Below are 21,321 nucleotides of genomic sequence, written 5' to 3'. Positions count from 1 at the left end.
AAAAGCCGGAAAGCGCAGCGCCAACTCTAGCAATCCTCACCGGTAAATATCGTAATCAGCATCCATTGGTTGGGAACCTCGGCTTCTCGCATAGCCATGCCCTGCATGGGTTGCGGTCGCGATGATACCGGGAGAAAGGCAGTCCCCAATGCGTTCGACGGTTTCCAAACCATGATCCATCCATTGATGTTTCAAGGCTACCAGATCATGCCAGAGTTGATCGTTTGGCAGGCGTGAGGTGACCGGAACCAGCGTCGCACAGTCGATCGTCCGTATTTTTCCGGAATAGGAGCAGGCGATATTGAGCGTATCGTTCGTCCGTCCTGCAAGCTGATGCAGCGGGATAATCTCAACGCCTTTTTCAATCAGGCGACGCTGCACGCGAATCTGTTCGAGCGTGTGTTCTGTCCATGGCGCGACAATCGAGGCAGGAGTGATGAAAGTCACGGATCGCCCTGATGAAGCGATAAGCTCGGCAAGAACGCTCGCCATATAATAACGATCGTCATCGAAGACGACGACCGGACCATCGTTCGCAAGCGCAGCCACGCCGTTTTCGAGCAGTGCATTGACGCCGACTGTCGTCCCCTCTGCGAGATAATCGAGCGGGTCACGATGAACCCGCCCCACACCATCGTTACGCCAGCGCGCCCCTGTGGCGATTGCTATGTGCGGGATGCCAAAGGAAAGAACATCTTCCGCGCTAAGCCGGCTATCAAGATAAAGTTGCGCGTTGGATGCCTGCCGCAATTGGCCAAGGCGCCAATCCCGCACACGGCCCCAGGCAGCAAGCCCGGGAAGGCGGCATTCCTGCGTAACGCGACCACCCCACTCTTGTGTAGCCTCAGCCAGCGCCACCTCCGCGCCGCGCTGCGCCATGGCGCGCGCCGCTTCCAACCCGGTGGGGCCGCCGCCAATAATGAGCACCGATTGCTGCTTCTGCAGGGGCGGAATGATTTCCGGATGCCAGCCCTTGCGCCATTCTTCGCCTATCGTCGGATTTTGCGTGCAGCGCATCGGGGCAACCGTATTATCGCTTGCCGTGCAGATGTTGCAGCCGATGCATTCGCGGATATCGTCGATACGGCCATCGCGAATTTTCGCTGGCAGGAAGGGATCGGCAATCGATGGCCGCGCTGCGCCGATCAGATCGAAAATGCCCTTCTTGATTGCACGCACCATCGCGTCGGGGGAAGTGTAACGCCCTACCCCGACGACGGGTTTCGAGGTGAGAGGTTTTACGAAGGAAACAAACTCCTCCTGAAAGCCTTCCTGCGAGAACCGGGAGGTCTGACTGTCGTTCGACCAATTTGAAAGGTTAACGTCCCACAGGTCGGGTTCGTCGGCCAGCGCTGTTATAACATCGCGTCCTTCACCGTCATGGGTCAGATCTTCCGCGCCCAAAAACTCCTCTACGGCAAATCGCACCGCAATGGCGCATTTATCGCCTACTGCGTCGCGCGTATCGGCAATCACCTCGCGAAACAGACGCAGGCGGTTTTCAAAGCTGCCGCCATATTCATCCGTGCGCTTGTTATAACGGTTAAGCAGGAAGTGCTGCAGAAGCGTCATGTCGTGACCGGCATAGACATAGATGATGTCAAAGCCCGCACGCTTGGCGCGCAAGGCCGCATCGCGATGCCATTTGCGGAATTGGGCTATGTCGCTTTTATCCATGGCGCGCGCCTGAACCGGATCTTCCACATCGACCATAATGTCGGACGGTCCGATCGGTGAAAGTCGCGTCAGTCGGTTGGCGATGTGGATGCCGTTGTGCACGAGTTGAATGGCTGCGAGGCTTCCCTGCTCATGCACAGCCTCCGTGAGCTGGATGAGACGAGGAATGTCCTTGTCGTCCCACAGCCTGCCCTGATTGGACGGCGTTATGTCGGAAGTGGGATGGATTTCGGTTTCCTGTGTGGCAATGACACCCCAACCGCCTTCCGCCTTCATACGCCGCATATGTCGATCAGCGTCGGGATAGCGATGACCCATGCCGCTGCAATGCGGCACCTGATAAAAACGGTTAGGCGCGGTGACCGGACCGATCTTGATGGGTTCGAAGAGTATGTCGTAACGCGGGTCGCGCATGGGCATAATTCCATTGTTCCGGAAAGCGCAGCTTCGCTTTGCCGGTTAATCACTATTGGTTTGTGTTTCACGCAAAGTCTTCAGCCTCCGCTCGACACACTTTGGAGCCTAAAAACGCTCTGCAAGCGGGGGCCAAAGAGATATCCCTGCCGCCCTGTTGAAACTCTCCCTGAGCAGTTCTTTATGCTGAAAGCTATACACAGACGCACTATTATGCAAGTGCATAATAGTGCGTCTCCATGCTTTGCCTTTGCCCTCATATATGCGAGAGATAATCCAAAGGAGAGTTGCGCTTCATGACGAGCCTGTTCAAACGCGCCCCAGAAAGCGAACGCCGACGCGAACTGATTGAAGCGACATTGGAATGTATATCCGAGGTCGGGATTCAGGCCACGACCGTGCGTGCCGTTGCCGCTCGTGCGGGCGTAACAAACGGGCTGATACGCCATCACTTTGAGAACAAGGCCAATCTCATCGTCGAAGCTTATCGTCGTACAATGGAGCTGATCACCGCTTCCAGCATGGCGATATTGGAAGGGCGAGAGGGGAAACCGCATCAGCGGCTATTGCAATTCATCAAGGCAACACTGGAAGGGCAAGCCTCCGATGATCGGATGCTGTCGCTTTGGGCCACGTTCATCAGTCAGAATCGCGTGGATCCGATGATCATGGCGGTGCGCGATGAAAGCTATGCAAACCTTCGCAGGGCAACCGAGCCGCTTCTCGCCGAAGTTTTCACCGCCGAAGGACGCGCGTTCACCCCTGCGGAAATCGAACGCGCCGCCATTTGTGTGCACGCCATACTGGATGGTCTGTGGCTCGAAGCTTGCCTCGATCAGAGGCGCGAGAAAACGGATATGTTTGTGCAGCTTGCAAAAGAAATGATCGAAAAGGTTCTGGACACCTCTCTTTCCGAAGATTGAGCCAAGGTCGATCATTTCGCGATAGGGGCCTGCTGACTGCCTCAAGAAGCTTCCCGTTTCCAATCCCCCTCTAACTCAACACGATACCGCCATCGACGTTGAGGCTTTGTCCTGTAACAAAAGCGGCATCATCAGATGCCAGAAATGCGACCGGCCCAACAACGTCCTCCGGATCGCCGATACGACGCATCGCCGTCTTTTCCTGCCACGCCTGGCGCACGGCGGCATCATCCAGATTGACCCGCCCCATGTCCGTCAGAATAATTCCAGGGCAAATGCAGTTGGCCGTAATCCCATACGTGCCGACCTCCAGGGCCAGAACGCGGGTGAAGCCCATGACGGCAGCCTTCGATGCGGAATAATGGGCCTGTCCAAGCGCACCGTGCTTGCCGCCGATGGAGGCGATATTGACGATGCGACCGTATTTCTGCCGCTTCATGTGAGGAAGCGCTGCTTGAACGACCAAAAACGTACCCTTTGCGTTGACATCAAGCACACTGTCCCAGTGCTCTTCCTTCAGGTGCTCGACATCACCGGCGATCAGAATCCCGGCATTGTTTACGAGAGCATCGATGCGGCCGAACACATCAACAACATTGCTGACCATCGCTTCTACCTGGGCTTTGTTGCTCACATCAGCATAGACGGTCAGAGCCCGCCGGCTTGTGGCCTCGATTGCGCGCGCTACTTCCTGCAAGGCATCCTGTTGGCGCTCGATGTCGTTGATAGCAACATCGAAGCCACGTTTGGCCATGCCGATTGCAATGGCCCGGCCAATACCGCGACTTGCACCGGTAACGAGGGCGATTTTTGCCTGTTCTGTCATTTCATTCTCCCAAAATCAAAGCGCGGTATAGCCGCCATCCACGGCAAGCACGGTGCCGGTCACAAAACTTGCAGCATCGGACGCCAGAAACAGAACGGCATTCGCGATCTCTCTCGGTTCTCCCAGCCGTCCCTGTGGCGTCATGCGCATCCAGGTTGAGAACCATTCCTCATTGCTGCGGCCAGCAAGCGTCAGTTCCGTCGCGGTGTAGCCGGGTGCAACCGCATTGACGCGAACGCCCTGCTTTGCCCATTCCACAGCCAAGGACTTGGTAATGAGGTTTACTCCGGCTTTAGCGGCGTTGTAGGCAACCTGCGGCTGCGGATAGACGACGATCTCGCCGCACATCGACGAAATATTGACGATAGTGCCGCGTCCGACAGCGGCCATGCGCTTGCCGAAGGATTGGGCACAATAAAAGACGCCGTTAAGATTGATGTCGATTACAGCGTGCCAGTCCGCTTCGGATGTTTCGCTCGCGGGACTGTTGCGAACGATGCCCGCATTGTTGACGAGGACGTCCGGGACGCCAAACTCCGCGGCAATAGCATCGGCGGTTCGCTCCACCGCATCGCGGTCGGTCACGTCCAGAATGTACATGCTCGCAGAAGAAGGACGACGGGCATTGAGTTCCGCAGCCGCCTGCCTGGCAGCCGCTTCGTCGCGGTCGGTGATGATGACCGTCGCGCCGGCTTCAACGAAAAGCTCGGCAATCGCACGCCCGATACCCCGCGCGCCACCTGTAATAACGGCGTGCTTGCCGGTCAGTTGAAAATCAGTGAGCATTCAGTCCTCCCGCGACAATGTTTCAGGTAGCCCGAACGGCTTTCAATGCCGGATAAAGCGCCCGATATTGCTGATAGATTTCATTGTAGAGAGCCATCTCGCGCGGACGCGGCTCTATGCGCTTGCCGGGCTTTACCATGGCGGCAATACCCTCATCGATGGTTGCGAAATGGCCTGCTCCATGCGCAGCGAGCACCGCAGCTCCCACGGAAGGCGCATCGCGTGACTGCGGCACACAGACAGGCAAGGCCGCAGTGTCGGCATGGATTTGCAGCCAGAGCGGGGACGCGCTCGCACCGCCGCCGACGGTGATTTCCTGGCCTCGATAACCGGCTTCAGCCATGGCATCAAGAATAGTACGGGTGCCGAAACTGATACCTTCCATGATGGCACGGAAGATATGATGCGGTTCATGCGCCAGCGTCAGTCCGACGATTGCACCACGAGACAAGGCATCGGTATAGGGCGTGCGGTTGCCCTGAAAATGATCCTGCACCAGAAGCCCTTCAGCGCCCGGCTCCAGCGCAGCCGCCTTGGCGTTGAGCGCTTCCATGTCCATGGTCCCGTTCATCAGGCGTCCGAGCCATGCGATGATCGAGCCGGTGGAAGTCTGCCCGCCTTCGATAATATAGCGTCCCGGATAGACCATGTCGGGATAGCTGCCCCATATGCCCGGCGCGTGCAAAGGTTTGTCCGCAACACCAAATTGCAAGTGGGACGAGCCGGTTATCAGCGCAAGCTGACCGGGCTTGGCCACGCCCAGTCCTATCATGCCGATAAGTGCATCAGCGCCCCCCTGCACTACCTTTAGGCTCTGCGAGAGGCCGAGTTCGGAAGCAGCGGTTGCACACAGCCCGCCGATGACCTCTCCGGGTGCGACCACGCGAGAAGGCCATTTCTGCAATAGATCACTGAGGCCGAGTTTCTCCAGGAGTGTGACCGGGAAACCGCCGCGATCCGTCGAATAGTGCCAGCGGAGCGACACGTTGTTCAGACTGGCAGCTTTTTCACCGGTCAGGCGCAGTGTCATGAAATCCTGATACTCGCAGATCGTATCTGCTTTTTCGAATATCTCCGGCTCATTCCGCGCGAGCCACAGTGCTTTCGGGATCATCCATTCCGCCGAAACCGGTCCTCGCCCCCCGCCATTGGCCTGCAAGGCAATATCCGCAGTGGCAAGGACAGCATCGGCCTCGGCACTTGCTCGAACGTCCATCCAGATGATCGATGGACGCAGCGGTTTACCAGCCGCGTCCAGAGCCACGACCGTGCAGCTCGTCGTCGCCAGCGTGATTGCTTCTATCGCGGACGGGTCGACGGACGAATCCGCAATCGCCTTGCGCGCAGCCGTTACAAAGCCTGACCACCAGTCTTCGGGGTTCTGCTCGGCACGAGCGCCGCTGGAAAACTTGGTCTCATAAGGAACTGCGGCACTTGCAAGGCACGTGCCCGAAAGATCGTAAACCCGCGCGCGGACACTTTCCGTTCCTCCATCGGCGGTGAGAAAATAAGCCATTCAACTCCTCCCGAGGCAGATGCGAAAACTCCTCCAGTCTTCGCATACCTCATCGCGCATGTTTCAACTCAGGCTCCGAAACACTTCCAGCGCCTTGCCCGCATACATGACAGCCGGTCCGCCGCCCATTTCAACGGCTACCTCAAGCGCCTCGATCAGTTCCTGCTCGCTTGCTCCATGCCGGATCGCTGCATCCACGTGGTAAAGGATGCAATCTTCGCATCCCTTCACGACGGCAATACCGACAGCGATCAATTCGCGCTGGCCGGACGAAAACGCGCCGGCAGCGGTTGCGGTTTTGCTGACCTTGGCGAAGCCAGTCATCAATTCGGGCGCAGCTTTCGCAAAAGCGCCGAGCTGAGCCTGCGCTTCCTTGAGACGAAGCCTGACGTCCTCAGTCATGGGAACCTCCGATGGAACTCAAAATCAGATCGAGAACGTCCTTGGCCTGATCCCATTGCGGCATATGGCCGGACTGGCCGAGAAAATGCACCGCAATGGAAGGCGGAAGTGTCGTCGCCTGTTGCCATGGAATGATGCGATCCAGAAGACCGACCAGAACACGTACCGGTTTCGCGCGGGAAAGCTTTTCCAGTCCCGGAACAATATCGATCTTTTGCCCTGTAGGGGCCACAATGGCTGCTGCCAGCGCCTTGAGACGCCCTTGGGCCATGGTTTTAGCAAACTTCGCCGCCAGTTCCGGCGAAAGCTCTGCGGGCTTGGCAACGATACGACGCAGCAGATGGCTGACCTCGCCTGCCGTTGTTAAATGGGCCATGCCGGAAATGAATCCGACGTCCACGTCAGAACCGAGGCCGGCAGGAGCGATCAGCGTCAAGCTCGAAACACGGCTCACATGCACAGCTGCAAATTGTGCAGCTACGACGGCTCCAAGAGAATGCGCAACGACATCCACCTCGGCAATGCCCAGAGCGTCGAGGAATGCGGGCAGGAATGCGCTGAGTTCATCCGCATTCGTCGCATTGATGGTCGTCAGTCCGTGAGCAGGAAGATCGGGCGCAATTACCCTGAAATTCGCCCGGCGCAGACCCGATGCAATACCGGTCCAGGTCGTCCGGTCACCAGAGAAACCGTGCAGCAACAGGATTGTGCGGGCATTTTGGGGACCCTGATCCAGATAGGCGACACGGCCATTCGCCAGATCGGCAAAGTGCACAGCGCTGTTTGAATTCGAATTGCTCGACGCCGCCAGCACGTCTTCTTTCTCGATCCGCCCCCGGCGTCCGCTACCCGAAAGCGAATTGATGTCGATGCCATTCTGGCGGGCAACCTTGCGAGCAAGCGGCGTGGCCCGGACCCGCTCGCCCTCTCTTGCCGGAGTCATCTGTCTGGCGGCTAACGCTTTGGCTTCAGGCCGAATGGGTTCAGCCTTGTGCACCGCCACTTCAGGCGTTGCCGCAACTGCAGCGGCCACTTCGATACGGGCTATGGTCTCGCCAACCGTGACCATCTCGCCTTCCTCGCGCAAGATATCGACAAGCGTTCCACTCGCCAGTGCCGGAAACTCCGCAACGGTTTTGTCTGTCTCGATCTCAAGCACGGCCTCGCCGCGCTCGAAGCTCTCGCCTGCGTTCTTCAGCCAGCGAACGATACGGCCTTCTGCCATCGTTTCACCAAGACGCGGCATAGCGAGATCGGTGACAACGCGTTCGTTCTGCGAACCGGCTGCGCGTGCGGGGTGCAACGCAGCCGGTTCTTCAGGAGAAGGCGCGCTTTCGCCACCTTCATCCGTCCAGTCGGGACCATCGCCGATATCGATACGCGCCAATGGCGCACCAACCATGACCTGATCGCCAATAGCTCCGATCCATTCGTTCAACGTACCGTCACCCAAGGCGGGAAACTCAGCCACGGTCTTGTCCGTTTCGATTTCTATTATGGAATCCCCGCGCTTGAAACTGTCCCCCGGCTTGACGAGGAAGCCGACGATCCTGCCTTCCTCCATTGTCTCGCCAAGGCGTGGCATTTTGAGAATCCGTTCGGTCATGACAGCATCTTCTCGGCAACGGAACGAATGAAATCGGGCGTCGGAACGCTTCCGGTTTCCAACTCCTGCGAAACCGAAATCGGAATATCTTCACCGGCGACACGTACAACGGGCTGTTCGAGATAGTCGAAACATTCCTCGGTAATGCGAGCGGCCAGCTCGGCCGCAACGCCTGCAGTCATGACACCTTCGGAAACCACCATTGCCTTGCCGACACGCTCGACATGTTCACGCACTGTGTCGAAATCGAGCGGGTTAAGCGTCCGAAGATCGACGACCGTCGCTTCGATGCCCTTCGCGGAAAGTTTCTCGGCGGCATCGAGTGCATAATGAAGCTGGCGCGAATAGGTGATGATAACGAGATCCTTGCCGGTGCGGCGCACCGCAGCCTTGCCCCATTCAAGCGGCTCGGCGTCGAGATCGACTTCTTCCTTGCGGGTGTAAAGCGCCTTGTGCTCGATGAAGACCACGGGATCAGGCTTCGTCAGGCTTTGGCGCAGCAGATGATAGGCATCCTGGACTGTGGCGGGCATGGCAAGGCGCAGACCTGGCGTATGCATTATCCATGCCTCAAGGCTCTGGGAATGCTGGGCACCGGCGGAGCGTCCGGTACCGCCCTGGGTGCGCAGCACCATCGGCACGCCGATCTGCCCACCGAACATGTAGCGTATCTTTGCTGCCTGATTGGCAAGCTGGTCCATCGTCATGCCGAGAAAATCGATATACATCAGCTCGGCAACTGGCCGCAGCCCCGTCATCGCAGCCCCGACCGCCGTACCAACAATAGCCGGTTCGGATATGGGCGTATCGATCAGGCGTTCAGGACCGTACTTTCCGATAAGGTCCTTCGTAACGCCATAGGCACCACCATAGCGCCCGACCTCCTCGCCGATCACGACGATGGTGTTGTCTTCCGCCATGGCGTCATCCAGCGCTTTGCGCAGCGCGTCGCGGTAAGTCATGGCAACCATTATGCTTCATCCTTGGAAAGTATGCGGTCGATACGGGTGCGGACAGGTTCGGGCTCGGGCTCCCCTACCGCATAAACATCCTTGAACATGGAAGTGAGCGGCGGCGCCTTGGATTCGACGGTGAAGTCGATGGTGGCGTCCATCTCGGCAGCAATGTCGCTATCCATGGCGTCAAGTGAGGCTTCCTGCGCGAAACCGGAGGATAAGAGCTGGTCGCGCGTGAATTTTACAGGATCTTTCTTGCGACCTTCGAGTTCTTCCGCCTCTGCGCGGTATGGGCTCTTATCCATGCGCGCATGACCAAAGAACCGATAGCAGGTGACAGACAGGAAGCCCGGCTTGCCGAGCCGCGCATCATCGATCAATCCCTGGGCAGCGTGCTTGACCTCCTCGACATCAATGCCATCGACAACCCTTCCGTTGAGGCCGAATGCGTGGGCCCGCTGATCAAAGGCGGTGTTGGCGGTCGCCTGATCGACGCGCGTTCCCATGCCGTACTGGTTGTTGATGCAGACAAAGACCACCGGCAGGCCCCACAGGGCGGCCATGTTCATGCTCTCATAGAGAATGCCCTGCTGCATCGCGCCGTCGCCAAAGAATGCGAGCGAAACGGAATTTTTCTTCAGGTATTTGCTCGACAGGCCTGCCCCGACAACAGATGGGATACCGCCGCCTACGATAGCGTTGGCCCCAAGATGACCGAGTGCCATGTCGGCAATGTGCATGGAGCCGCCCTTGCCATGGCAATAGCCGGTTTCCTTGCCGCCGATTTCGGCCATCATCTGCCTGGGATCGGCGCCGCGGGCGAGAAAGATGCCATGGCCGCGATGATGCGTCGTAAATGTGTCCTGTGGCTGCATGGCGGCGCACACACCGGCGGCAGCGGCTTCTTCGCCAATGGAAAGGTGAAGCATCGAACCTGCCGTCTGGCCGCGCACGAAGAGTTCGCCGACGCGTTCTTCAAAGGTGCGGATGCGGCGCATCGTTCGATAGAGTTCGAGAAGATTGGAGTTACTCGGATTTTGCACGTGCGCCTCCGACAGACCTGTCTGTTGCAAATGTTTCATGATGTCCGGTTCAATGCCCTCACAGGAGCTTTAGTTTGGTGGTACGCGAGACAACCGCGACCGCGACGAGAATGATGAGGCCCTTCACGATGCTCTGGATATACGTATCCATGCCAATCAGATTGAGGCCGTTATTGATGACGCCGATAAACAGCGCGCCGAAGAAAGTTCCGGCAACCGTCGCCGTACCGGGACGGAACATGGTCATGCCGATGAATACCGTAGCTAAACCGTCGAGGAGATAGCGCTCGCCGGCATTCGGCTGGCCGGAGCCGAGGCGCGCTGCCAGAAGCGCCCCTGCAACGGCTGCGAAAATCGAGCAGACGATCAGGGCGGCGGCGCGATAGAAGCGACCGTTCACGCCAGACAGCTCCGCAGCCTTGAGGTTGCCGCCCACAGCGTAAATGTAACGACCGAAGACCGTGCGCTCCATCAGGAACCAGGCGACGAACACCACGACGACCATGGCATAGGCAAGCACGGGAACACCAAAGAGCTGCCCCTGTCCCAGCCAGAGATAGCTGGCCGGAAGCCCGCCATAGATCGCGCGTCCGCCCGTCATCAGAAAGTTGATCCCATATAGAATGGAGCCTACTGCCAGCGTCGCAATCAATGAGGGTACGCCGACCAGGGTGACGAGCGCCGCATTGACGGCACCGACGACAAATCCTGCCCCCAATCCGGCCAGCAACGCCAATGGCAAAGGCGTGCCCGCAACCAGCAGCAGCGGCACCACAATACCGGCCATGCCGACCATATAGCCGACCGAAAGGTCCATTTCGCGCGCGGCGAAGCCGAAGGTCAGGCCCGCGCCGACGATGGTGAGCATGGCAATCTGCTGGAGGATGTTGAGCAGATTGTTGGCCGTCAGAAAGCGGTCCACTGTCAGCGAAAAGCCCACGAACAGCAGGAGCAACACGAAGAGCGTTGAATATTTCAGCAGCCATTCACCCTTAAGCTTCTTGCCAAAGCTCTGCGCGTGACGCGACGATCGTGGGGCAACGGCGGGGTTTTGTGTATTCATTGGATAACTCCTGCCATTGCGGCAATGAACTTCGCTTCGGAAAAGGCCTCACGCGGAATTTCAGCACCCGTAGAACCGTTCACGAAGGGGATGACGCGGTCTGCCACGTCAGCAATTTCCAGCAGGTCGGACGAAGTGACCAGAATTGCCACGCCCTTGTCGGCGAGCCGGCGCATCTGAGCATGAATTTCACGCTTGGCCCCAATGTCGACACCCTCGGTGGGTTCGATGAAAATCATCAGCCGGTAGTGGTCGTCTGCGCCGTACAGCCACTTGCCGATAGAAACCTTCTGCTTGTTGCCGCCGCTCAGGTCCTTCACGAACTGATTGCGCGAATGCGCCTTCACGTTCAAAAGCTGCATGGTGCGGTCGGCTTCCTGCGCTTCACGGCGCATCGACAGCACGCCCGTGCCGCCCATGGCCGCAAATGACGGATGCACCATAGCAAGGTTTTCACGCACATCCCAATCGCCGATCAGCGAGTATTCCATGCGGTGATCGGGGACCAGAGCGACACCTTTTTTCTGCATGGAACGCGCATCGATCCGGGCGATGGCGTCGCCCCGAAAACGGCAGCTGCCGCTGGTGACACCACTCCCCGCATAGAGCGAACGAGCGAAGCCAAAATGGCCGGCACCGGTCAAACCGATCAGGCCGACGATTTCACCGGCACGGATGGAAAATTTGTCAACTTCGACATTGCCTGCACGCCAGTCACTCACTTCCAGAACCACGGGGCCGAAACTGCGATTTTGGCTGCTCTCCGACGCCATCGCCGTTTTTCCGCCAGTGCGTTGCAGCATCAGATCAATCAGCCCGGCTTCGCTCGCTTCAGCAGCCCGAAGCGTCGCAACATGTCGGCCGTCGCGCAGGACCGTAATTCTATCGCTCAGTGCTTTTATTTCCGAGAGGAAATGGCTGATCAACACGATGCCAACCCCTTGCTGCGGCAAAGTCCTGATAATCTCCCAGAGGCTTTCCTTTTCGCGTGCAGGCAAGGTGGCCGTGGGCTCGTCAAGGATGAGCAGCCGGACATCGCCACGCAGTGCGCGAACAATCTCGATGATCTTCTGGTCAGCCATCGGCAGCATGTCGACCTGCTGGTCGAGATCGATGGAAACTTGCGGAAACCAGCGCCTGAGCAGTTCGCAGGCACGCGACAGCAGTTTGCGCTTATCAATGACACCGAGCCCAAGCCGGGGCTCGTCGCCAAGCAGAATATTCTCTGCGCCGGTCACCCCGGGCACGAGACTGCCCTCCTGCGATACATGCGCGATGCCTTTGCGCAGCGCATCCCCGGCGCTTGTCAGCTTCACCGGCGCACCATCAATGGTGATTGTGCCGGATGTCGGGCTTTTGCTACCGCCAAGAATGCTGACCAGAGTGGTCTTTCCCGCGCCGTTTTCTCCGATCAGTCCATGCACCTCATCAAACCGAAACTCAGCGCTCACCTGATCCAGTGCCAGCGTTCCGGGATAGGACATAACGATCTGCGACAGGCTTACCGCCATCGGAGAACTCCCATGAATTCAATCTATTCCAAAAGGGGCCGGAGCGCGGAACGATCACGCTCCGGCCAGATGCAGGCAACGTTGGGGGCTTGCCTACTTCTTCGGGAGGAAGTCCTTGCAGTTCTGCTTGGTGACGAGAGGCGCATCGAGATAAACGGTCTTCGACGGAATGACCTTCGCGGCGTCATCCTTCTTGACCACTATGCTCTCGATCCATTCGCCAGTCTGCGCACCCATCTTTTCGAATGGCTGCGAGACCGTCGCGATCATCAGGCTGTCAGGCTTGCAAACTTCTTCGATGGCCTGCGGATGGCCGTCAATGCCAATCACTTTGACATTCTTCAGACCAGCGGCATTCAGCGCGTTGATCGCGGCCTGTGCAGGCTCATCCCATGGGGCCCAGACCGCATTGATCTCCTCGCCAAAGCGCGATGCATAGTCCTGCATGGTCTTGGTCGTGTCTTCGAAGAACGCCGTGTAGTCGATATTATGCTCAGCGATTACCTTTACTTCCGGGTATTCCTTCAGCACGGTCTCCATCACGTCGCCGCGCTTGCGCGTGCCATGGTGCTCAGCCATACGCAGGAAGACAAGATTGCCCTTGCCGCCCATCTCATTGAGCAAAAAGGGCGACACATCGGCCGACATTGCCCAGTTATTGGTGGTCACATCCACCACCACACCGTCGACCTGGCCGCTATCGATAGCGAAAACCGGAATCTTGGCCGCAACAGCGGAATCGATGGCAGCGCGTGAAGCGCGCAAATCCGACATGCTGACGATGATCGCATCCACCCCGCGCGAGGCCGCATCCTGAATGTTCGACGCCGTGCGCTCACCGGAGCCACCGCTATCAAGCACGCTTATGCTCCAGTCCTTGTTCGTCTCCTTGAGCCAGGCATCAAAGCCCGCCTTTGCGCGCTGCTCGGACTGCGCAGCAGCGTTGGAATGCACCCAGGCTACATTTGTAGCTGAAGCGCTTGCCGTGCCCATAAGCATGGCAAGGGCCGTGACAGCCACTGCTTTCTTGAAAAATCCAGAACCCATTTTTTCCTCCCAAAAGCCATGTGGTTGGCTCCACATCCGACTTTGATTGCTGCTTGCAGGCACATTCAGTTCGCTTGACGTCGAACTGGACCGTGACCATCGCGAAAAGCGCCATCGGCGCTCCGCCGTTCTCCCCTTCTGTCGCATCGGCGAATGCCTGTTTCTGCTCCTCCAGAACCACCATTCCGTCGCCTTGCGCCAGTTTCGTTTCCGATTGACCTCACTGCCCTTTCGCGCTCTTGTCCGCCGGAACGATTGGTATTAAGCGTCACCAAATTACAAATGTCAAATAGAAATACATTTGTAATTTGGTGAATGAAAAATCGAAAGAGAGACAGATGAGCGAATCCGAAGACAGCCTCATGGTGCGCGTGGCGTGGCTCTACTATGTTGGAGGATTCAACCAGGAGGCGACAGCATCCCGTCTCGGCCTGACCCGGGCCCGTGTAAACAAGATACTGGGCGAAGCCCGCGAAAGCGGTCTCGTCAGCATCTCCATCGACCATCAGAACGCTGGCACATTGCCCGTGGAAAATGAGCTGATGCGTCAGTACGGTCTGGATTTTTGTATTTCAACACCGCCATTTGGCTTTCAATCCGATGACGACACTGCCTCTGAAATCCGCAAACAGGTATCATTCCGAGCTGTCGGTGTTGCAGCCGCCACCTATCTGAAAAGCTTTCTGGCCGATCATGAGGATGCAACAATCGGCACCGGCTGGGGGCGAACCATAGAACAGATGACGCTGCAACTTGCTGGTGTACGTGCACCGCAGGCGCGCTTCATTTCCGTGATGGGATCGCTGACCGCAAACTCCGCCTATAATCCGTTCGAAGTTGTGCATATGCTGGCGCGGCGGACAGGCGGACAAGGCTTCTTCCTTCCTGTACCCTTCATCGCCGATTCCGCCGAAGATCGAAAAGTTCTCATCTCCCAACGCTCTGTGGCACGCGCGCTGGAAATTGCCCGTACCGCTTCCGTCTGCTTCATCAGTGCCGGTGAACTGACAGAGGATTCGCTGCTGCGCCGCCAGAACATGTTGAGCAAATCCGAACTGGAAAGCCTGCGTGCTGCCGGCGCCATCGGCGACACCAACGGCATCTTCTTTGACGAGAACGGGCAGCAGGTCGAACACGAGATGAACCAGCGGACCATTGCTCTGAGCTTCGCCGACTTGAAGAAGGTTCAGGTGGTCCTGCTCATCGCCGGGCAGGAGAAGGCCGTTGCCGCCAAAGCACTGCTCAAGAGCGGGATCGTGAACGGCCTGATTATAGACGGAGACGCAGCCGAGGCCCTGATAGCTATTCTATGACGGCATAGCGTGACCCGCCTTTCGATGGGAAGTCGCGCCGAAAACGGGAGAATGAGTCTCATCAGGTCGTTGCATGAAATATTGCCATTCTTCCCGAGCATGCTACCAAATGAATGACTAGATCAAACTGCCCTTCCCGGTCTTCAGACCAATCAGGCGGGCGATTGCGATGATATGTCACTCTTTCGCACTGAGTAACTGCGACAGCGATCAAACTCATCACCCTGTAAAAGGTCTAAGCAGGACTCCCAGTTCATCTCCGAAGATTACTCTTTCCGACTAAATGCACTTGCTATTGTTGACATCAGATCATTGAAGCGGTCGCCTTGAATTGCGACATGATTGCGAAGCAGTTCACGAGCGGCAGAGGCGTCGCCTGCAACGATAGCATCAAGGATTTCAGTGTGTTCCTGAATTGAAGTACGCATACGATTATGGATGCGCAATTGTAAGCGCCGTTAAGGTCGCAGGCATATGTGCAGCATGAGGCATTGTTCGGCAAGGAAGCCCCAATGACTGGCGGCGTAGATAACCTTATGGAACTGCTCATTATCGTAATAATAGCGGTCTTTATCCTCGCTGTTCGCGGAATTTGCGCATGGTTCATGAGCCGCCAACAGGGCCAGTTTGTCGTCCGTGGTAAAGCGCTGCGCCGCACGTGCTCGGGCAGCCCCTCCAGTTCCGACGTGACTGCGAACTTTTCGAGAATTTGATGGCGTTGAGGATTCGGCGAGCAGGGTTTGGAAAACAACCCCCTTTGTGCGAAGCGCGCGCCAAGCCCTCTGAGGTGCGCTGCGGCAATCAGGAGCAACGCTCTGCAGAGTCCCCAGGAATAAGAATGGATACGATGGCGCCCCCGCCAGGCCGGTTTTGGAGTTCGAGCTTTCCACCATGGGCTGCCGCTATCGCCTGCACAACCGAAAGGCCCAGTCCGGTTCCTCCGGTGGCCCGCGAACGAGACGCGTCCCCTCGCCAGAAGGGATTGACGTTTATGTCGCCCATATTTTCAGGAAAGCCGGGACCTCGATCCAGGACGCGTATGGCGATGAAGCCATCAGTGGTCAGTTCAGTCTGGCATCGCAACACTCCGCCACCGGCAGCATAACGGCAGGCATTTTCCAGAAGCGCGAGTATGGCCTGCCGAATACGCTGGCGATCGGCTATCGCTGTCCTTGGCGACAATTCCTTTTCGACAGTAAGCTTGCTTGCTTCGAGCATCGGCTTGGCTGAATCGATTACGGCGTCCACCAGTTCCGCCACTTCAAAGCGCTCGCGGTCCATGACGAGTTTTTGTCCTATCGCCAGCGACAGCGTTCGCAGATCCTCGACAAGACGGGACAACCCCTCCACCTGCAGCAAAAGGCTCGCCACCGTCTTCGTGTCCATCGGAAATACGCCGTCCACCATGCCCTGCATGGAGCCACGCAATATGGTCAGTGGTGTGCGCAACTCATGTGCTACAGCCATATTGTTGAAGCGCAGACGTTCTTCCATAGTTTCAAGGCTGGTTGCCAATGCATTGAAGCTTTCGATAAGGCTCTTGACCTCCACCGTGCTCGTATGAGATTCCGCCAGCCGGACGGTAAAGTCCCCCGATTTTAGCCCCTCCGCTACCTGCGTCAGCTGCTCCAGAGGCCGAGCGATCCGTCGCGCCAGATATATTCCGATGACACTGCAAATAAGCGCCGAAAACAGACCGCAGACAAGCACGGACAAGTAGAGCTGAAAGTCGACCGGATCAGAAAGACCATCAAGATGGTCGAACAGTTCCCTGATCGCGGCAGGTTCCGGAACGATGCCGGAATTCATATCGCGGTAAGCCTGCGCCGCATTGGCGGGCAGGCTCTTTACTACGCCCTCTTCCAGATAAGCGGCATAAGAGGTCACCCCCAGATAGGCCAGTCCGACACTGAGCACCAGCATGGCAGCAATTATGATGGCAGTCAGCGTGGCAAGAGGGAGCGTGGGTAGCTTCATTTGGGGTCTGCCAAGCGATAACCGATGCCACGGACGGCGGGGAAGAAATCCTTCTGCCCAAGTGCTTCGAGCTTCTTTCGCAGATTGGATATGTGCGTATCCACCGTGCGGACCAGCGCGTCGCTTTCCGGCAGGCAGGCATCGAGAATATCGGCACGGTCGAAGGCGTGCGTGGGACGTCGCACCATGTAAGCAAGAATTCTGAATTCGCTGAGTGTTAATTGGAGGGCAATCCGTTCTCCGTTACAATTGACGAAAGCCGAGTAGGCATTGAAATCCACTTCAATCGCCCCGAAGCGGCGGAGCGTCTCCTGCTGATCGCCTTTTGTACGGCGGAGCACCGCCTTGACGCGAGCTACAACCTCCTGCGGATTGAAGGGTTTGACGACATAATCGTCCGCACCGAGGCGAAGTCCGCTGAGCCGGTCTATGTCTTCGGCCAGCGCGGTCACCATGATGACCGGCGTGTTTTTGGTTTGTCGCAGACGTGCAAGCACGGCAAAACCATCAAGCTTGGGAATGCGAACATCGAGCAGAACGATATCCGGCGACAGCAGCGCGTGATGTTGCAGCGCCGTTTCGCCATCGGCGGCCCGCACCGTGCGATAGCCCTCCCGCACGAGATAGGCATCCAGGATTTGCGCAATTTCCGGCTCATCCTCCACAATAAGAACGAGACTGTTGTCCACTGGCGGCTCCAGATATAGGTCGTTGATAATAATCCCGGTAAAATCTGCGCGGACTATGACCGGCAAATCCTCAACGTGCAATTTCCAAACAATATGCGCGCCATCCGAAGATCGGTTTTAGACACTTTGCCGGTTCGATCTTCGCAGAGTCTTGATAATCGGCCTTCAAATCGCGGTCGTTCAACTCTTTCGAGGTGTCGACATGCAGGAAACTATCCTTGGCTCAAGCGATTCTCATTCGGCAGCCAGCGTTCCCGAACATTACAAGTCTGCGTCCCGCCAGACGCAGTTTGTGGTTCGCTCTATTCTTGCTGCAAGCTTCATCCTCGTGGTGTTTCCGTCGGTCGACCTCACCATCTCGCGCGTTTTTGCGGACGGCCATGGGTTTCCATTGTCTGAGAATCCGTTTTTGAAAGCTGTGCGCGATATAAACCGGCAGGGCTTGATCTACCTTTTGCCTTTGATGCTACTCTCAACGGGCTTGTATGCCTTCTTGCCGCGCAAATTCTCCTTCTGCCCGCCGCATAAAGCCCTGTTCGTACTGCTGAGTTTTTTAGTCGGTCCGCTCGTCACAGTACAGTTTCTGAAGAACACCATTGGAAGAGCTCGTCCGCGCGAAATCGTCGAATTCGGTGGAACCGCCGATTTTACGCCCGTATGGCAATATGCGGCCGCTTGCAGGCACAGTTGCTCCTTTCCCTCGGGCGAGGCCGCGGTAGCCGCCGCAACCCTGTCGCTTATCGTCTTCGTTCCCTTGCAATGGCGATCCGTCGGAACTGTGGTCGCAGTTCCGATCCTGTTCTTCGTTTCCTTCAACAGGGTTATCTTCGGCGCTCATTTCCTGTCCGATGTCATAGTCGCCTGGGGGCTGGTCCTGTGCCTGATGATGTGGCTCTGGCGACGAATTTCCAGCCAGGCGAGGGCGATCGACAACGGCGTAAAGCAATTCGGCATGCGGTTTTACGCTCGCCGAGCACACGACAATTCTCCATCGAACCTTGACAAAGCTGACGAAAATTCCGGCACGCATCCTACCCGCCGTAACGGACAATGATCATGCTGGCTGAACAACTTTCCCATTCGACGTCCGCCACAAGAAGGCCTGAACCAGGCCAACCCCATCATAGTGCCGAGCCAAGCAACCAGAATGTGCCCCTGAAGCATCTGGCTGCTTCCCATTCGATGTTGCGGCAGACGGTCAGCATTGTTTCGCGACTGAAGTTCCGCAAAACTCTGGCTTTCATGCTTAGAAGCAGTCTGTCGCCTAGACTCACTCTTCGCTGGCTTAGATTTCTCGGTGAATACACCGAGCAGCACACCTTCGCTCCGCCTCACGACGATCTTATCCGCAAATCCCTCTCGTCATTCCTCGTGCATCGGATGGCGTGGAAAACCCGGTTCAACATTCTCACCCAGCATTTCGAACTGGCACGGCAGTTATTGTGCCCACACGTATTGCAAGCGCTCTGGCGAGGCGAAAAGATCGAGCTTGGGACGATTTGTGGCCGGGAACGCGCGTATCACCTCCAATTGCTGCTTTCCGATCATTGCGGCAGTCGGCACGAAGGCGCGTTTACGGTGCGCCTGGTGGACGCGACAGATGACGCACTTCTCTGCATGGCGAGCTTCGTGTTCGTGCGTCGTCCGGGCCAATCATACAGTCTGATCGTCGGCGGATTGCAAGGGTCGGCCCGTGCAGACGCCAAACGCGCGGTAATTTCCGCAACCCGTGATCTCGGCGGTTTGCGACCGAAAGATTCGATCATGCTCGTGCTGAAAGGTTTGATAGCGCACGGCGCCACTTCCTATCTGATTGCAGTCAGCAACTCCAACCATGTCATCAATCACCGCACCTCGAAACGGCGAAAAAGAAAGCTGCCGGATCTGAATGCGTATTGGCTTGATCGTGGCGGAGTTCCCTTTCCCCCGTTTGGGTTTCGGATTCCCGCCGATCCCGCAATTAACGAAGGATGCGGCAGCCGACGCAGCAACACAAAAATCGCTTTCTGGAAAATTGGAGCGAACCTGATTACGCGCAAGGGCAATAATTAACAGGCCTGCCGCAGATCGCCTACCGGTTTGAAGATGAAACAGTTTGAGGAAAGACCAGCCTCATGCGTGCGCCGCCCGAGCTGGCTTCACCCACTTCAATGGTTCCCTCATGAAGCGCCATGATCTGTTGGACAAGATTAAGCCCAAGGCCCGCCCCGGGGCCTTGGTCATCAAGGCGACTAAAGGGCTCAAAGATGCTCCTTCTCATATCCGAAGGAATACCTTTGCCCTCGTCAGCAACTTCAATCACGGCTGGCCTCAGAACGCTTATTGCAATCGTCCCTTGCTTATCTCCATGATCAATCGCGTTCTGAAACAGATTGGTAATGGCACGCTCTATCGCCTGACGATCACCACGGACGTTAATGACTTCGGCATCGTTATCGAAAACCACGTCGTGTCCAGCAGCGAATGCGAGCGGCGCCATATCCGAAATCACCTGCCGGGCAGCGGAGACAATATCTACCGCATGAAACTTGTTTGACTGCCCTTCCAGTCGCACTGCCGCGGCCGCGCAATCTTCGCAGCACGGACAATCCATCCCCGTCGGGCAGACGGCGGTCCAGAATGACGGCATCGTAGCAATCTTCCGCGAGCATATGTTCGGCTTCAGCACAGGTAGCGACAGTGTCCGCCACCATGTTTTGCGACGTTAGAACCTGTTCCAACATCGACGCCAGTTCGCGTTCATCCTCAACCACCAGAATTCGCATCTGCCGTGCCTTTTCCTGCTCGCATTTGCTCGGTGTACCCATCGTGTCTGGCATCAGGCTGGCATCGGCCAACGGTTCCCGAAGCCCCGGCCTATTTTACGATTACACGCGACCCGGACGACAGGTCTTTGACAGGTGAAGCTTCGAAATTGCAGCGGTTCTGCCGGACGAATCGGAGAACAGTTTTCACGAGGAGCCGCCGAATGCCAATTGCAGATTTCGTTCCCTTCTTTGCTGCATGGTTGCGCAATCCGCTGCTAACTGCCGCAATAGCACCGTCCGGGCCGTCTCTTGCCCGGTTGATCACGCGCGAAATCAGCCCGGGCACCGGCCCCGTCATCGAATTGGGCCCTGGAACGGGCGTATTCACTTATGCTCTGCTCAAACGAGGCGTCGATCCCCGCGATCTGATACTGATCGAATTCAATCCGGATTTTGTGAGTATGTTACGCAAACGCTTTCCGCGTTCAACTGTCATTCAGGCCGACGCGACACAACTCGCCGCGCTCGACCTTTTACCGCCGGGGTCCTGCAAGAACATCGTCAGCGGTCTCGGCCTATTGGCGATGGATAAAGTGCAGGTGGAAGCGGTCTTGCGGGGGAGCTTCCACTATCTCGCGCAGCTCGGTTCATTCTATCAGTTCACCTACGCCATGCGTTGTCCCGTCCATACAGAACTGCTCTCTGCACTCGGACTCAAAACGGAAGAGATTGGCCGCTCGTTCCGCAATATCCCACCGGCGTCGGTGCACAAGTTCCAAAGACAAAGAACTGACGTCTGATCGCGGCTCGAAGAAAATTAACCGC

General features: G+C 57.1%; 20 protein-coding genes and 1 pseudogene. 5 read left to right on the top strand and 16 right to left on the bottom strand.

From position 1 onward, the window contains the following. Nucleotides 1–36 precede the first annotated feature (36 nt). On the bottom strand, nucleotides 37–2,097 hold the full coding sequence (locus OINT_RS20200) for an oxidoreductase (RefSeq protein WP_006469772.1): 2,061 nt from the start codon (nucleotides 2,095–2,097) through the stop codon (nucleotides 37–39). 290 nt (nucleotides 2,098–2,387) lie between these two features. On the opposite strand from OINT_RS20200, the gene OINT_RS20195 reads away from it, so the two are divergent. After that, the gene (locus OINT_RS20195) at nucleotides 2,388–3,014 is read left to right on the top strand and encodes a TetR/AcrR family transcriptional regulator (RefSeq protein WP_039853426.1); all 627 of its coding nucleotides are present in this window, start codon (nucleotides 2,388–2,390) and stop codon (nucleotides 3,012–3,014) included. Between the two features lie 70 nt (nucleotides 3,015–3,084). Here the strand turns inward: OINT_RS20195 and OINT_RS20190 are convergent, their stop codons facing one another. The 10 genes from OINT_RS20190 to OINT_RS20145 form a co-directional block, all read right to left on the bottom strand. Beyond that, nucleotides 3,085–3,840, bottom strand: a complete 756-nt coding sequence (locus OINT_RS20190) for an SDR family NAD(P)-dependent oxidoreductase (protein WP_006469769.1) — start codon at nucleotides 3,838–3,840, stop codon at nucleotides 3,085–3,087. A 15-nt stretch (nucleotides 3,841–3,855) separates the two neighbouring features. After that, nucleotides 3,856–4,626, bottom strand: a complete 771-nt coding sequence (locus OINT_RS20185) for an SDR family NAD(P)-dependent oxidoreductase (protein ID WP_006469767.1) — start codon at nucleotides 4,624–4,626, stop codon at nucleotides 3,856–3,858. 22 nt (nucleotides 4,627–4,648) lie between these two features. Next, nucleotides 4,649–6,142, bottom strand: a complete 1,494-nt coding sequence (locus tag OINT_RS20180) for an FGGY-family carbohydrate kinase (protein WP_006469766.1) — start codon at nucleotides 6,140–6,142, stop codon at nucleotides 4,649–4,651. Between the two features lie 63 nt (nucleotides 6,143–6,205). Then, the gene (locus OINT_RS20175; protein WP_006469765.1) at nucleotides 6,206–6,544 is read right to left on the bottom strand and encodes a carboxymuconolactone decarboxylase family protein; all 339 of its coding nucleotides are present in this window, start codon (nucleotides 6,542–6,544) and stop codon (nucleotides 6,206–6,208) included. Then, nucleotides 6,537–8,150, bottom strand: coding sequence for an acetoin dehydrogenase dihydrolipoyllysine-residue acetyltransferase subunit (locus OINT_RS20170; protein WP_006469764.1), 1,614 nt, complete (start codon nucleotides 8,148–8,150; stop codon nucleotides 6,537–6,539). Before OINT_RS20170 ends, OINT_RS20175 begins: the two co-directional genes overlap by 8 nt. Next, entirely contained in the window at nucleotides 8,147–9,121 is a 975-nt protein-coding gene (locus OINT_RS20165) for an alpha-ketoacid dehydrogenase subunit beta (protein ID WP_006469763.1), read from the bottom strand. Before OINT_RS20165 ends, OINT_RS20170 begins: the two co-directional genes overlap by 4 nt. Beyond that, a complete protein-coding gene (locus OINT_RS20160; RefSeq protein WP_085979586.1) occupies nucleotides 9,121–10,149 on the bottom strand; it encodes a thiamine pyrophosphate-dependent dehydrogenase E1 component subunit alpha in 1,029 nt (342 codons plus the stop codon). Before OINT_RS20160 ends, OINT_RS20165 begins: the two co-directional genes overlap by 1 nt. 58 nt (nucleotides 10,150–10,207) lie before the next feature. After that, a complete protein-coding gene (locus tag OINT_RS20155) occupies nucleotides 10,208–11,212 on the bottom strand; it encodes an ABC transporter permease (protein ID WP_006469761.1) in 1,005 nt (334 codons plus the stop codon). After that, nucleotides 11,209–12,723 (bottom strand): sugar ABC transporter ATP-binding protein, encoded by a 1,515-nt coding sequence (locus tag OINT_RS20150; RefSeq protein ID WP_006469760.1) that lies wholly within the window; start codon nucleotides 12,721–12,723, stop codon nucleotides 11,209–11,211. Before OINT_RS20150 ends, OINT_RS20155 begins: the two co-directional genes overlap by 4 nt. Before the next feature lie 93 nt (nucleotides 12,724–12,816). Then, nucleotides 12,817–13,770: a sugar ABC transporter substrate-binding protein gene (locus OINT_RS20145; protein ID WP_022568402.1), complete on the bottom strand. Its 954-nt coding sequence runs from the start codon at nucleotides 13,768–13,770 to the stop codon at nucleotides 12,817–12,819. Nucleotides 13,771–14,108: 338 nt separating this feature from the next. Between OINT_RS20145 and OINT_RS20135 the strand changes: the two genes are divergently transcribed. After that, nucleotides 14,109–15,083 carry a sugar-binding transcriptional regulator gene (locus OINT_RS20135; protein WP_006471919.1) on the top strand — a complete coding sequence of 325 codons (975 nt, stop codon included), beginning with the start codon at nucleotides 14,109–14,111 and terminating at the stop codon, nucleotides 15,081–15,083. 266 nt (nucleotides 15,084–15,349) lie between these two features. On the opposite strand, the pseudogene OINT_RS24395 reads toward OINT_RS20135, so the two are convergent. From OINT_RS24395 to OINT_RS20120, 3 genes and pseudogenes are all read right to left on the bottom strand, one after another. Continuing rightward, a pseudogene (locus OINT_RS24395) lies at nucleotides 15,350–15,976 on the bottom strand (GntR family transcriptional regulator). Next, nucleotides 15,885–17,060 (bottom strand): ATP-binding protein, encoded by a 1,176-nt coding sequence (locus OINT_RS20125; RefSeq protein ID WP_006469754.1) that lies wholly within the window; start codon nucleotides 17,058–17,060, stop codon nucleotides 15,885–15,887. The pseudogene OINT_RS24395 and the gene OINT_RS20125 overlap by 92 nt, the downstream one beginning before the upstream one ends. Next, entirely contained in the window at nucleotides 17,057–17,749 is a 693-nt protein-coding gene (locus OINT_RS20120; protein ID WP_036565313.1) for a response regulator, read from the bottom strand. Before OINT_RS20120 ends, OINT_RS20125 begins: the two co-directional genes overlap by 4 nt. Before the next feature lie 292 nt (nucleotides 17,750–18,041). On the opposite strand from OINT_RS20120, the gene OINT_RS20115 reads away from it, so the two are divergent. Further along, complete coding sequence (locus OINT_RS20115) at nucleotides 18,042–18,803, top strand: phosphatase PAP2 family protein (protein ID WP_206740736.1); 762 nt, start codon at nucleotides 18,042–18,044, stop codon at nucleotides 18,801–18,803. A gap of 2 nt (nucleotides 18,804–18,805) precedes the next feature. After that, entirely contained in the window at nucleotides 18,806–19,801 is a 996-nt protein-coding gene (locus OINT_RS20110; RefSeq protein WP_157796387.1) for a DUF535 family protein, read from the top strand. A 19-nt stretch (nucleotides 19,802–19,820) separates the two neighbouring features. Here OINT_RS20110 and OINT_RS23205 read toward each other — a convergent pair whose 3' ends face one another. Together OINT_RS23205 and OINT_RS24470 are read right to left on the bottom strand one after the other, a co-directional pair. Beyond that, complete coding sequence (locus OINT_RS23205) at nucleotides 19,821–20,228, bottom strand: sensor histidine kinase (protein WP_157808512.1); 408 nt, start codon at nucleotides 20,226–20,228, stop codon at nucleotides 19,821–19,823. Beyond that, complete coding sequence (locus tag OINT_RS24470; protein WP_376748986.1) at nucleotides 20,182–20,472, bottom strand: response regulator; 291 nt, start codon at nucleotides 20,470–20,472, stop codon at nucleotides 20,182–20,184. Before OINT_RS24470 ends, OINT_RS23205 begins: the two co-directional genes overlap by 47 nt. A gap of 245 nt (nucleotides 20,473–20,717) precedes the next feature. Here OINT_RS24470 and OINT_RS20100 point away from each other — a divergent pair, with 245 nt between their 5' ends. Continuing rightward, nucleotides 20,718–21,296: a class I SAM-dependent methyltransferase gene (locus OINT_RS20100; protein ID WP_006471927.1), complete on the top strand. Its 579-nt coding sequence runs from the start codon at nucleotides 20,718–20,720 to the stop codon at nucleotides 21,294–21,296. Nucleotides 21,297–21,321 lie beyond the last annotated feature (25 nt).

The sequence above is a fragment of the Brucella intermedia LMG 3301 genome, from assembly GCF_000182645.1.
Classification (GTDB): domain Bacteria; phylum Pseudomonadota; class Alphaproteobacteria; order Rhizobiales; family Rhizobiaceae; genus Brucella; species Brucella intermedia.
This window is presented reverse-complemented; position numbering and strand designations above follow the sequence as displayed.